Genomic DNA, 12,961 nt, shown 5'->3' on the forward strand with positions numbered 1-12,961 from the left:
TCTAGTCATCGCTGAACTTGGAGCGATCATGATCTTAGCAAAGCACGTAACGCAGAAGAAAGAGGGTGGTGTTAACCAAGTCCTAAGCGGTCACGGTCGTGAGAACGAGGTGAACCTCTTTTTGGATGTCTGCGTGCAACAGCTGCCATCGACATATTTAATCCGAAATGATCGACCATCGTCGTCCAAGCCAATTTCCAGCAGCTTCTGGCACTGGCCGCCAAGATATTCAGAATAGTTTCTTTTTTGTTGCATCCAGTGACGTTTCGATAGGGGCAGGCGCTATGGGCTGTTCAGCTCAACTCGATGGTATTGCCGAAAAAATAAATGCTGGAAGGTTTCGTTATACTTTGTATGAACTCCACCCATTCTTCTCCGTAAACCTGCTCGAAAGATTCCGGGTAGGCCCAGACTGCATTGTGGTAGGTAAATGTGGTCAGCAAAACACCTAGCGTGCAGGCGCTGGCAAATTCCTTTTGCTTACCTTTGAAAAGCATCGAAACAAACAGACCAGCCATGCTTGCAAGACCAATTCCGACAATGTCTTGCGCGCCGGGTTGCCCACTTCCGGGCACGTTAACCAACTGAGACTGAAAATAGCGTGTCAGAAAAACTGCAATGGCACCTAGGAAAAAGGCTCCGATGAAAGAACCGGGGTATGCCAATCGTACCCAGATGCTGTCTGTTCTGCCAGGAGTAGCTTTGCTGGCGGCCACTTCGGCGCGATGATTGATGCTTGTGACGCGGTCCTGAAAGGACTTTTGTTCTTTCTGCATAATAATACTCAGGGACCTTGATGAATCATCTCAATCAAACACCCCTCGGAGTAGCGAAGCTGTAATGAGCGTGCAACCCTGGCGCGTGTGATCCTGTTCTGAGTAGAGCTTGCGCATCATTTTGGGAAATCACATGAGGTTGCGTAGCAAGCGTGTGGGTCGCCAACAAGCTGCGTGCTTTTTGGCCTACGCAAGCATTTGCAGCCGGGATGTTTGCCGGTTCTCTTGGCGGCAAGCAACTTGCGGCTTTTCAATCACTTTGGTTGGCAGTATGAGTTTCGGAAGTCACCCGCTTTACAGCTTTGGTGGCGCGCGGATGTGGCGAAACTGGTAAACGCAAGGGACTTAAAATCCCTCGCCCTAGGGCTTGCGGGTTCGATCCCCGCCATCCGCACCAATTTTTACTGAAATGAGATAGTGCCAGATTGCCTTTGCCCGAGATTACAGCCGGCTTGGCAGGCAATGCGGCGACTGTTCAGCAAGATGGATGGCAGCTGAAGAGGGCATTTAAGTACGGTTCTAATGATGTATGATCAGACCGGGAAACCAAGTTGGTTGATCAGGCGCCAGATATCACGGTTTGCCGTCGACAATTGCGCTACGATGCTTTCGATTTCCTGAATGGCCTTTTCATCAACCGTGTCTTCACGCCCCAGCTTAATATCGGTCTTTCGGTCCGCAATGCGCATCAGGATGGTCTTGGGGTTCCCGCTGTCGGCATCAAAGGAATAGATGCAATGGTTATACCTGTTCCGAATGGACGACAGTTTGGCCAGCCGTTGCGTGTGGGCCAGGATCGGATCGCGAATTTCGGCAGGGCGGCCTTCCATCTTGGCAAGACGTTCAACCAGATCGATCCGGGCGCGCGTCGTGTTGAGCGTCAAGAAGATGATAACGGCGACGTCCTTGTTGGTGCCGCTCAGCCCGGCAATCAGATGGATCAACAGGCTTTCTGTGTTGGTCCACATGTAGTTCAGTTTGCCGACCAGCAAGATTAAGCGGTCAAAGCGGGTTTCCAGCGTCTCAGTCAATGGTTTGTCCGTGCGCTTCATCGGACGCCACTTCGAAATAGAACTGTGCTGCCGCGGTCCGGTTGCTTACACCGATCTTACCGGCAACATTGTGCATGTGCAGCTTTACCGTGTGCTCAGTGATGCCGAGGTTCGACGCGATGATCTTGTTGCTTTGCCCTTTCGAGACAAGGTGCAGAACCTGTTTTTCCCGCCGCGTCAGCCGGGAATAGATCGGATTAGGTTTCTTTGGATTTTGCTCTGGCTTTGCGGGTGTTTCACGCAGCAAGCGGGGTTTATTCTGATTTTGCAGATTTGACACGCAATCAGCCATAAAGCACGGCAGATACAATTCCTCATGCATCAGCAGGCGCAGAATGGACCGCCACACATCCGGTGCAACATTCATGGGAAGATAGCCGACATCCCCGAACTGCCCCCGATCCCAGTTTTCGAACAGAAAACGGGCCGAGTCCTCTTTGCGGTACGCAAAGGCCAAACAACCTGATCCGGTTGCTTCGGTATAGACCTGCGGGCGGGCCAGCAAATCGTCTAACATAATCTGGTCGACAACAACTACTTTGCCAGCCGCGGCAACTGGGGCGCCGGAAGTTTTCAAGTCGGCGATGTCGTCATACCGATGAGCAGCCACACCGAATTCGGATTGAACGCTTCGCAGTGTCTGGTTGGAAAAGAAGAGTTCCTTGCCGATGAAATTGATCGAGAAATCTTCGGTACTAACATCAAGTTGGGCAATATTATCCTGCAACGGATTGCTCATTATTTCCCCCTATAAACCCACGCCACAAAATCGGTGACGAAATCGTAAACAACAATCGGAACACAAATTAACGGCAAATTAGCCGACAGTCCTGACCGACTATACCTGAAAGTCTAATTTTCTTCAATAATTCGTATCGCCCTGCCAATTGGGACTAGAACTATTGATTAGGTTCGCCATGGCCGTTCTCGTAAAAGTAGAGAAAAATTATGGATTTAACCGAGTGGTCGAATTTCCGCCGCATTTTCGTGTATTTGCGCGTTAATTTTGGGTTAATTTTTAAAATTTTAAATTAAATCAGCATCTTACCATATCTAATGCTTTAGGGCAGCTATTCAGACAGCCTTCACGCTGCAACCATGTCCCTGCTTCAATTTGAGAAGCTTGGTTCCTGACGTGTCCGCGATTCGTGAATTTGCACGAATCCTAATTATCGCGGACAGCGCATCGGCTTAGCCGGGAAAGGAAGGTGGTGAACGAATCAACCAAATGAAACCGCTTCATGCGCGTATTGCGCCTGAATGCTTAAAAATTGTTTCAACTGCGCCAGTAGCCGTTTTGTAGATGAATGACGGTCGGGCGCTTAAAAAGTGGAATTTTGAAATGAAAAAGCGCAACCATGAACAACCTGTCAATGATGTTACTGCCATCGGCGAAGTGAACGTCGATGATGCATATGTTTATGTCGATGCAGACGTGGACGTTGAAGAAGCAGAAATTGACGCGAACCATAATGAGCAAGGTCAGGAACAGGGTCAGGAACAGACTGCTGAAGCAGACCAGGAACAGGGTCAAGACCAAGGTCAGGAACAGGGTCAGGAACAGTCTGCAGACGCGGACGCGGATCAGGATCAGAAACAGAAGCAAGATCAGGATCAGGACCAGCATCAGTACAATGGTGACAACACCAACGACAACTCCAACTCTGTAAGCATCGACTTTGGTGAGGAAGGTCTCCGCCCCAATGACGATGATCTGGTTGATGTCGATGTGTATGAAGGTGGCTCGGTCGAGGACATCATCACGGTCGGAAACGACTTTAACTATGATCCGGGCGACGACATGAACCTGGATATCTCGTTGGACGGTCAAGGCAACGACATGCTGGCCATCAACAACCAAGTGGCCCACCTGAATGACGATGACCATCTGGGCGCGGCACGTGTGTCGAACGACGGTGGTACCTTCGAACAGCACGGTGATGCCCATGGTGGCGAAGCCAACGCTGCTGAAGGTATTGCATCGCACGCAGACGGCGGTGACTCCGGTGACGGTGGATCAACCGACGGCGGCAACGCAATGTCATACACCAAGGGCGCGTCTGCCTATGCCGGTGGTGGCGAAGCAGGTGATGCTGACGCCGACGCAGATGCCGGAAACGGTGGCGACTCGGGTGATGCAACGACCTTGGGTCTGAACGTTGGTAAAGGCTACGCAAGCTCTGACGGCTCCGGAGACGGTGGCGATAGCGGCAATGCGAATGCCGATTCGAAGGCTGACAATGACGGTGACTCGGACGCGTCGGATGCTGACAGTGACGGTGGTGACGGCGGAAATGCCGGATCAATCGGTCTGGGTCTGGGTGTTGGTCTTTCAGGCGCTGGCAATGACGGCGACTCGACTGGCGGCAACAACGACAGCGACGCCCACGCGCTGGGTGCTGGTCTTGGTGCTAACGACTCGTCGGCGAACGGTTCAGACGGTGGCAACAGTGGCGCCGGCAACTTGGGCCTGGGCCTTGCAGGCAGCCTTGCTGGCAGCGTGGCTGGTAACGACGCAAGCGGCGACGGCGGCAAAGGCGACGGTGGCAATGCCAACGGCGGCGACGGTAGCAACAACGACGCAACTGGCGGTGCGGGCACCGGTGGTGCCGGTGGTGCTGGCAGCCCTGCTGACTTTGAAGAAGCAGCAGGCGGCGGCGGTGCCGGCGGTGCTGGAACCGGCGGCAACGGAAGCAATGAGAACATCACCGGTGGCGGAACTGGCGGTACGGGTACCGGCGGTTCGGGTGACGGTGGTGACCCGGATGCTGACGCTGATGCGACATCGGATGCTCAAGGCGTCGGTAACCAGAATGCGGACTCTGCTGGTGGAGCTGGCGGAACCAACACCTCCGACGGCAGTGCTGACGGTACCGGAACCGGTACTGCGACAGCGGACGGCGTCGGTGGCGGCGGCGGCGCAATCGATCTGGATGCGACCTCTGATGGTAGCGGCACCGGATCGGTAGACGCCGACAATGACGCCGGTAATGGCGCAGCTTCCAGCCTTTGGGCGGTTGCGGACACTGACGGATCCGCTGACGCGATGGCTGACGCAATCTCTGGCTATGGCGGCGCAGGCAGCTCCGACAACGATGCAACGGCTACCGGATACGGTACATCGGACGGTACGTCCACGTCGGGCATCGGTGGCGGCGGCGGTGCTGCACAAGCCATGGGTGGCCAAGGCGGTAATTCGCACGGCTTCGTCGATATTGGTGACACCAAAGGTGGCATGCAGCAAGGCGGCGACGCATCGGGTGCGAACTCGGGCGCAGGTGGTGCCGGTGGCAACGCTGGTGACTGGGGTTCGGGCAACGGTGGCGATGGCATCGTCAACGGTGAGTCGCACGCATCGGCCGCAGCGGTCGTCGATACTTCGGCGTTCAACCAGTCGATCGTCATGGGTGCCAACGTTCTTGGTAACTCGGTCGATACGACCATGGTTGGCGGCAACATGTCGTCCAGCTACTCCAGCGACGACACCGACGTTTAATCGGAAGCAGAGCTCGCTTTGGCGGGCTCTGACCTCTTAAAAACTGCCGGGGGCGCATTATGCGGCCTCGGCCCAACTTAACCTAAACCGGAAATTTCAGGCCGGGGCAGGGAAAGGAAACTAAAATGGCACTCGACAGTATTACGGAACAAATTGCACATTTTGTTGGCACTTTTGAACTTACGACCGAACAGGCCCGTTGGCGTGATTTTTATGAAGAATTTACTGCTCTGCGTAAGAAAGCAGAACTTGAGGGTCTCGAAGATCCGGCCCGCATCAATGTCAAAGCCAATCTGAAAATGGATCCGGGCGATTACGGTCCGGTGCCTTACAAGTTTGGACCCGCACAAGATGATGTCCCCCCACCAACGGAAAATTCTGGTCTGATTGATGGTGCTGATGGGTCACCCGGCCCTGCGGTCGGCCCGGATGCGATCTTGCCCGAAGATGCGCCGGGATTCAGCTCGTTTGTGCAGATGAACATCATTCTGGAGCCCGAATACATCACCGAGCTGATTGGATCAGCGGTCACCTACACGGTGCAGAAAATCCATCTGATCGACAACGATGTCGTGGGCGAAGGTGACTTCCGCGATGTCGAGGCCCTGATGGCGCAAGCCGACGCGCTGCAAAGCGCGGCACTGTCCTTGCATGCCATATCGACCCCATCGATCCACATCCAGGACTATCAGTCCGGTGAGGCTGTCGAACAACTTATCGAACAAATGCAATCGCCCATTAATCTTGAGATTGAAGGCGTAACGGTACATCAGTTTCACGGCGAGGATGCCTCGGGCATTATCGTGAATGGCGAGTATGTCGATGAAATTCCGGACTTTTTGGAGCTGCTGCCGGAACATCACAAGGATGATTTGGAGGACGAAGACGCCGAGGACGAGTTGGCCGAGGCATTGCCTGCCGAATGGGATCAATCCGAAGACCCCGAATTTGAAGACGGTCATTCGGTGGTCGCGGGTGGCAACTATGCCGTCAACGAAGTCGCGGTATCGGTTGGCTGGGTCGATGCGCCCAACATCGTGGTCGGTGGGCAGGCGATCAACCTGACCGCTGTCAGCCAGGTCGCCGTCGTCTCTGATGTCGACCAAGGTGCGCCGGGTGCGCAAAGCGACACGCATGTTGTCCAGTCTTCAAACATCGCGACCGAAGCCAACGAGGCATCATGGGTGGAACACAATGTCTCGGATAATCCCGATCAGGACCCGATTGTCATGATCGACTGGATTTCCGGTGATCTGCTGGTGACCAATTTCATTGAGCAGCTTATCGACGCCACGGATATTGACCACATCAATACGGAAATCTCAGCTTCGTCCACAGCCTATACGCTGGGCGATAATGATATGGCCAATGTGACCAACATCATTCAGCTGGGCAGCTATTATGATGTGATCATTATTGGCGGCGATATGGTCTCGATCGACGTTGTGAACCAGACCATCGTTTTGTTGGACAATGATGTGATTCACGGCGCAAGCCCGACGGATGCCGAAGACAATCTTGTAATGAACCAGGTATCGTTGACGACCGAAGGGGAAGACACCCACGAAGAGTTAAGCGACAATCTGGCCAGCACGGTATCTTTGCAAGAGGTGGATACCGATGCACTGGAAGACGCGTTGTTGAACGATCCGATGTTTGCCGGAACAGAAGTGGTGCGGGTTCTCAAGATCGAAGGTGACCTGCTGCAGATCAACGTCATTGACCAGGTAACCATGTTGCAGGATGACGACGATGTTTACGTCGAAAACTCAAGCGGAGAAGGGGTTTCCGCGCTAGGTGCGGGCAACGCGTTATTGAATTCGGCCAACGTGACCAAAATGGGAATCGACTCTGTCGTGATGGCGCAAGAGGGCGAATACTCGGATGTGATGTTGCATCAGGCCAGCCTTATCGACAGCCCAGAAGAGGAAAATGCCGAGCTTGTCAACGAAGCGATCGCGATGTTGTTGGAGGATGTAGATGGGCCGGGCAATTCGGAAAACGCCCCAGGCCAGAGCAATCTGACGTCCTCAGAAGCGGCTGCCATCGACGACGGCCTGCAATCTATGCTAGCGTAGTAACCCTGTTTGTTACGAGTGTTTTGAAAGTTTTAACATGTCGATTGTTTTTCCGTCGCGCCCGAGACGATACGCCAGTCCGTTGGATCGTAACGCTGGTGCCGTTTCCAAGCCGCCAAGTGCGAGCAAATCAGATTTGAAACGGAAAAAAGTTCTCGGATTGCGCTTGAGCGAAGATTTACGCGTTAGTAATCCGCCAGACGGTGAACGGGAGGCAGTCGCCAAAAGCGATGCGAGCGCCGGCAAAACCGTGAAAGCTGATCCTGAACATCACGAAGTGAAAGAGGAACCGCACCTGCGCGCCGGACCTTCCTCCCGGCGCAAGCAGCCGCAGCCTGCCGAAGACAATGACCAACAGGGCAGCGGTGATGGGGTGGCCGATGTCGAGGGCCCCGATCCTGAACCCGTCAATAAAACGAGCGACCGTACACCCCCCGCGTCGCGCTCGAGTGGCGGTGATCGCATGGGCACCACTATCGAGGCCAAAGCGAACGAGCCAATGCTGCGCAGTAATTCTGGCGGCGGCGATGGCAAGGGGCCACCCCAAACATTTCACAAGCGAACGCCGCCTGAAGATTTTCAGGCGACGTTGCGCACTTCGTTACGCGCGATCTATCGCAATCTGGCTTTTGTGCTGGTTCTGACCTGTGCAACGAATGTTCTGATATTGGCGATCCCGATCTATCTGTTCCAGATCAGTGACCGCGTCCTGACTAGCCGGTCGTTGGACACGCTGATCATGTTGACCGCCATTGTCGCCGGGGCAGTGATTTTCCAATCCGCCTTCGACGCGGTGCGGCGGTTCATGCTGATGCGCACCGCGGTTGAGGTGGCAGCCCGTCTGGGTGCCCCGGTTCTCAGCGCTGCGGCGCATGCGTCGCTGCATGGCTCTGGGCGGGAATACCAAACACTCGGTGATTTGCAGCAAGTGCGCAGCTTTTTGGTCTCGGGGACACTGATTTCCTTCCTGGACGTGCCCTTCGCACCATTGTTCATCCTGATGATCTTTTTGGTTCACCCGCAGCTTGGGATGATCGTTATCGTTACGGCGGTTTTGCTGATGACAATTGCATTCATCAACCAGCGTATGACGGCCAAACCCTTTGCCGAAGCCAACAAGGCGCAGTCCATGGCTAACATGCATCTGGATTCGATGTCGCGAAATAGTCAGATCATCAACGCACTGGCAATGATCCCCGAGGCCGTGCGCATCTGGGGACGCGACACCGCACAATCCCTGACATGGCAGGTCCGCGCGCAGGACCGGAATGTGATTTTCGCGGCCATTTCGCGGGCGGTGCGTTTGCTGACGCAGATCGGCATTCTGGGTTGGGGCGCGTTTCTGGCTTTGCAGGGTGAGATCACCGGCGGCATGGTCATTGCGGCCTCAATTATCGCGGGCCGCGCTTTCGCGCCGATCGAGGGTTCGATCGAAGGCTGGAACGGCTTCCTGCTGACACGCGGAGCCTATGGCCGGATCAATCAATTGCTATCCAACTCGGCCCTGCAATTCGAAAAGCTGCGCTTGCCGCGCCCCGAGGGTCGGCTGGACGTGGAACGCCTTCTCTATGTGCCTGGCGGCACCAAGCGTGTTGTGCTGAACGGGATCAGTTTCTCGCTGAACCCGGGTGAAACTCTGGCCATCATCGGCAACTCGGGTGCGGGCAAGACCACGCTGGGCAAAACGCTGGTTGGGTCAATCCTGCCCACATCCGGCAGCGTCCGGCTGGACCTGATGGATATCCGCAACTGGGATCCGCGTCAGTTTGGCGAAAGCATCGGCTATCTTCCGCAGGACGTGCAATTGTTCCCTGGTACGATCAAAGACAATATCGGCCGGATGCGGGACGATGCGACCGACGAACAAATCCACGACGCCGCCGTTCTGGCCGATGTACACAACATGATTGCCACGTTGCCGCAAGGCTATGAAACCGTGGTGGCTGCGGATGGGTCACCCTTGTCGGGTGGTCAGAAACAGCGCATCGCACTGGCGCGGGCCTTCTTTGGCAATCCGCGCATGGTGGTTCTGGACGAGCCGAACTCGAACCTGGACGTTGCTGGTGACAGGGCCCTTGCCCGGGCCATCGAACAGGCACGGGAAAGCAAGATTACCGTCGTGGTGATCACGCAGAAACCAACGCTGCTGAACGTGGTCGACAAGATCATGCTGCTGACGGATGGCCGTGTGGCGCTGTTTGGTCATCGCGAACAGGTTCTGCAACAACTGAACGGGCCGCGTAATAATCAGCCCGGCATTCAAAACAAATAAGGGGGGTGCGACATGAATGAACTGGTACCCGTGAACAACGATCCCAATGATCCGACCGTCTGGTATGCCGAAGTTCCACGCTCGATCAATCGTCTGGTTGTAATTGGGCTTACCATGCTTGTCGTTTGCTTTGGCGGTTTTGGCGTCTGGTCGTTCAGTGCACCGCTGGCCGCTGCTGTGATTGCACAAGGTAGTTTTGTCGCGACAGGTCGCAACAAGATCGTGCAGCACCTGGAAGGCGGTATCATCGAGGAAATCCAGGTTGTTGAAGGTCAGGCTATCAAAGCCGGGCAAGTGATGATGACGCTGGATCAGACCTCGGCCGAAGCCAATGAGCGTGAATTGTTCATCCGTAAAATCCGCCTGCAGGCCATGTCAGATCGTCTGAATGCCGAGTACAATGAACTGCAGCGGCTGGAGTTCTCGCCTGACCTTATTGCCAATTCAGAAGATACAGAAGTTCTGTCCATTCTCGATGGGCAAAAGATCACTTTTGATCTGTCCCGCAAGACGCTGTTGAACGACATCGCTCTGCTCGAACGCAACATGGAAGCTCTGAGAATTCGCTCCAGCGGGTTCAATGCACAGTTGGACAGCATGGTGCGGCGCTCGGAAATTCTGCAGGAAGAACTCGAAACCAAGCAGGCGCTGTTCGAAAAAGGCCTGGTGCGCAAAGGTGAGCTGAACACGATCCGTCGGGTTCAGGCCGAAGCGGAAGGGCAACAAGCACGGCTGCAGGCCGAAGCGGCTGAGATCAGCCAGATGCTGTTGAAATACGAAGAACAGATTACTCGCACCCGTGCTGCCTATCGTGAGGCCGCGCTGGATGAGTTGGGCGTGATCGAAGCCGATCTGGAAAGTGTCCGTGAAAAAGCTCGCCAGGCCCGCAGCGTTCTGGACCGCGCCGTTGTGCGGGCTCCGGTATCCGGCACAGTGGTGCGACTGCACTATCATACGCCGGGTGGTGTGATCGAAACCGGTGAACCCATTGCCGAGATTCTACCCGCAGACGCTCCGCTGATCATCGAAGCACAGATTCCGCGCACCGAGATCGACAGTGTCGTGACAGGGCAGGACGCCACCGTGCGTCTGGTCGCCCTGAACCAGAGGACAACACCGGTGCTGCAAGGGCAGGTGTTCTATCTGTCTGCGGACTCGGTGATCGAGGATTCAACTGGAGCCCCGCAAGAGGTCTATCTGGCCCGCATTTCACTGGAACCAGAAGAGATTGAACGCGTGCGCGGCTTTATCCCAACACCGGGTATGCCCGCCGAGATCATGATCCAGACCGAAGAGCGGACCTTTGCGGCCTATATCGCGAAACCTGTGACGGACAGCATGTCGCGCGCATTCCGCGAACAATAGCAGGGGCGGTCTACACCTTCCATTTTTCGCATGTTAGCCTTCGGTGATATTCACCGGAGGACTGCTGATGCCATTGACCGTAAAAGCCATGATGGAGGCCGCAAATGCGGTCGTCGAACGTGTAGACACCGATTTTGCCCAACAGGTCATGGAACAGGGCGGGTTGCTTCTGGATGTGCGCGATGCTGTTGAATTGCAGCAGACGGGCCGGGCCAATGGTGCCCACCACATCCCGCGCAGCATGCTGGAATTTCGCGCCGATAATAGCTTGCAATCTCACGACCCCGAGCTTCGGAAAAATCGCCCCATCGTTCTTTATTGCGCCGCTGGTGGCCGCGCCGCTTTGGCCGGTAAGCTGCTGAAAGACATGGGATATGAGCAGGTCTACAATCTTGGCGGATTGCCCGATTGGATTAATGGTGGGGGTGAGGTGTCGTCCTAAAGGATCAGGCGTTCAGAAACGCCCTTACGGCGGCTTCGAATTCGCGCGGTTTTTCGGCGTGCAGCCAGTGGCCTGCACCGGGGATTTTGGCAAACCTGGCGGCCGGGAACAGCGTGCGGATCAGGTCACGGTGTTCAGGCAGGACATAGTCAGAATCGCCGCCCGAAAGAAACAGGGTCGGACCATCCCAGGTTGCGTCCAGCTGCGGAAAACCCATGATTTTGGGCATCTCGGCGGCCAGAACATCCAGGTTCAGTAGCCAGCGTTGCCCCTGAACATCCAGCGACTGCGTGAAAAAGCTTTGAAGCGCTTTTTCTACACCCAGTTCGGCCAATTGCTGTGACGCATCCGAACGTCGCTCGACTTTTGACAGGTCGACGGCGCGCATCGCCTCGATGAACTGGATCTGGCTATGAGAGTAGGTGACTGGCGCAATGTCGGCGACCACCAGTTTGCGTAGCAGTTCGCCGTGTTGCAGCGCCAGCGTCATCGCCGCCTTGCCGCCCATCGAATGGCCCAACACGTCGGCTTCGCCACCATAGTGCGCAATCACTTCGGCCAGATCATTGGCAAGGTCGCCATAGCTGTGCTGCTCGGTCCACATGCTGTACGCGTGGTTGCGCATATCGACGGCCACAACCTGCCGCTCATCAGCCAGCCGTCTGGCAATTACGCCCCAGTTCCGGGCCGAGCCGTACAGCCCATGCGCAATCAGCAAAGGGGGGTTCGCGGTCGGTTCACCATGTATGATCGTGTTCAGCATGAAGTTGTGATACCCGCCGTGAATAGAAACGACCAGCCCCATTGTCGCCTTCGCAAGAGGCGGCTAGATTGGCGGGCTTGGAGGCCTCGTCATGTCGGAAAAAACAGATATCCAAACCCAGATCGCGCAGACGGTTCAGTTGCTGCGCAAAAAGTTGGGTGTGCGGGATAAGACGCTGACGGCCTCGATCCGCAAGGCCAAGCGGCAACTGCCCCGGCGGATTTACAAACAGGCCTTGCTGTTGGCCAGTGCCGAGCCAATGGCCGCCCATCCGAAGCTGCGGCTGATTCTGGACACCCCGAAACTTGCGCTTGCGTCAGAAGAGGTTCAGGCGCATCTCAGCGGTATCAATCGCGCCGACCGGCGGCTGGGCTGGTTCCTGGGGATGCTGGGGGGACTGACGTTCAACCTGATCGCTTTAACGATTCTGTTGCTTGTCTTCTTGTGGTGGCAGGGTTTTATCTGATCCGTATGAAAAACGGCGCCTCAAAGGCGCCGTTCAAGTCTTTGATTTTCGACCTGATTACAGGTTCGGATAGAGAGGGAAGCGCGCGCAGAGGTCCGCGACCTCGGCCTTGACCTTGGCTTCGACGGCGCTGTTGCCGTCTTCGCCATTGGCGGCCAGTCCGTCGACCACTTCGATGATCCAGTCGGCGATCTGGCGGAATTCGACCTCGCCAAAGCCGCGGGTGGTGCCGGCGGGCGAGCCCAGGCGGA

10 protein-coding genes, 1 tRNA gene and 1 pseudogene are annotated in these 12,961 nt (G+C 55.6%); 7 read left to right on the plus strand and 5 right to left on the minus strand.

All coding sequences use genetic code 11. The features are described from left to right. Nucleotides 1-293: 293 nt before the first annotated feature. Nucleotides 294-776 carry a hypothetical protein gene (locus tag ACR0B0_RS18935; RefSeq protein ID WP_170351290.1) on the minus strand — a complete coding sequence of 161 codons (483 nt, stop codon included), beginning with the start codon at nt 774-776 and terminating at the stop codon, nt 294-296. 312 nt (nt 777-1,088) lie between these two features. On the opposite strand from ACR0B0_RS18935, the gene ACR0B0_RS18940 reads away from it, so the two are divergent. After that, nucleotides 1,089-1,173 (plus strand) — tRNA-Leu (locus ACR0B0_RS18940). Between the two features lie 136 nt (nt 1,174-1,309). On the opposite strand, the gene ACR0B0_RS18945 is transcribed toward ACR0B0_RS18940, so the two are convergent. Both ACR0B0_RS18945 and ACR0B0_RS18950 read right to left on the minus strand, forming a co-directional pair. Further along, nucleotides 1,310-1,807: a hypothetical protein gene (locus tag ACR0B0_RS18945; RefSeq protein ID WP_254437464.1), complete on the minus strand. Its 498-nt coding sequence runs from the start codon at nt 1,805-1,807 to the stop codon at nt 1,310-1,312. After that, the gene (locus ACR0B0_RS18950; RefSeq protein ID WP_170351288.1) at nt 1,800-2,567 is read right to left on the minus strand and encodes a helix-turn-helix domain-containing protein; all 768 of its coding nucleotides are present in this window, start codon (nt 2,565-2,567) and stop codon (nt 1,800-1,802) included. Before ACR0B0_RS18950 ends, ACR0B0_RS18945 begins: the two co-directional genes overlap by 8 nt. Nucleotides 2,568-3,170: 603 nt before the next feature. Here ACR0B0_RS18950 and ACR0B0_RS18955 point away from each other — a divergent pair. From ACR0B0_RS18955 to ACR0B0_RS18975, 5 genes are all read left to right on the plus strand, one after another. After that, nucleotides 3,171-5,324 (plus strand): hypothetical protein, encoded by a 2,154-nt coding sequence (locus ACR0B0_RS18955; protein ID WP_170351287.1) that lies wholly within the window; start codon nt 3,171-3,173, stop codon nt 5,322-5,324. Between the two features lie 125 nt (nt 5,325-5,449). Next, nucleotides 5,450-7,402, plus strand: a complete 1,953-nt coding sequence (locus ACR0B0_RS18960; RefSeq protein WP_170351286.1) for a type I secretion protein — start codon at nt 5,450-5,452, stop codon at nt 7,400-7,402. Nucleotides 7,403-7,652: 250 nt separating this feature from the next. Next, a complete protein-coding gene (locus tag ACR0B0_RS18965; RefSeq protein ID WP_425082154.1) occupies nt 7,653-9,674 on the plus strand; it encodes a type I secretion system permease/ATPase in 2,022 nt (673 codons plus the stop codon). Nucleotides 9,675-9,686: 12 nt separating this feature from the next. After that, entirely contained in the window at nt 9,687-11,039 is a 1,353-nt protein-coding gene (locus tag ACR0B0_RS18970) for an HlyD family type I secretion periplasmic adaptor subunit (RefSeq protein WP_170351284.1), read from the plus strand. Nucleotides 11,040-11,106: 67 nt separating this feature from the next. Further along, on the plus strand, nt 11,107-11,481 hold the full coding sequence (locus tag ACR0B0_RS18975; protein ID WP_170414438.1) for a rhodanese-like domain-containing protein: 375 nt from the start codon (nt 11,107-11,109) through the stop codon (nt 11,479-11,481). A gap of 4 nt (nt 11,482-11,485) precedes the next feature. Here ACR0B0_RS18975 and ACR0B0_RS18980 read toward each other — a convergent pair whose 3' ends face one another. Next, nucleotides 11,486-12,286, minus strand: coding sequence for an alpha/beta fold hydrolase (locus ACR0B0_RS18980; protein ID WP_480645239.1), 801 nt, complete (start codon nt 12,284-12,286; stop codon nt 11,486-11,488). Nucleotides 12,287-12,335: 49 nt separating this feature from the next. Here ACR0B0_RS18980 and ACR0B0_RS18985 point away from each other — a divergent pair, with 49 nt between their 5' ends. Continuing rightward, the gene (locus ACR0B0_RS18985) at nt 12,336-12,710 is read left to right on the plus strand and encodes a hypothetical protein (RefSeq protein WP_480649117.1); all 375 of its coding nucleotides are present in this window, start codon (nt 12,336-12,338) and stop codon (nt 12,708-12,710) included. Nucleotides 12,711-12,767: 57 nt separating this feature from the next. Here the strand turns inward: ACR0B0_RS18985 and glyA are convergent. Next, nucleotides 12,768-12,961, minus strand: a pseudogene (gene glyA / locus ACR0B0_RS18990) (serine hydroxymethyltransferase); the annotation flags it as partial.

The sequence above is a fragment of the Ruegeria sp. BA12 genome (genome assembly GCF_056539625.1).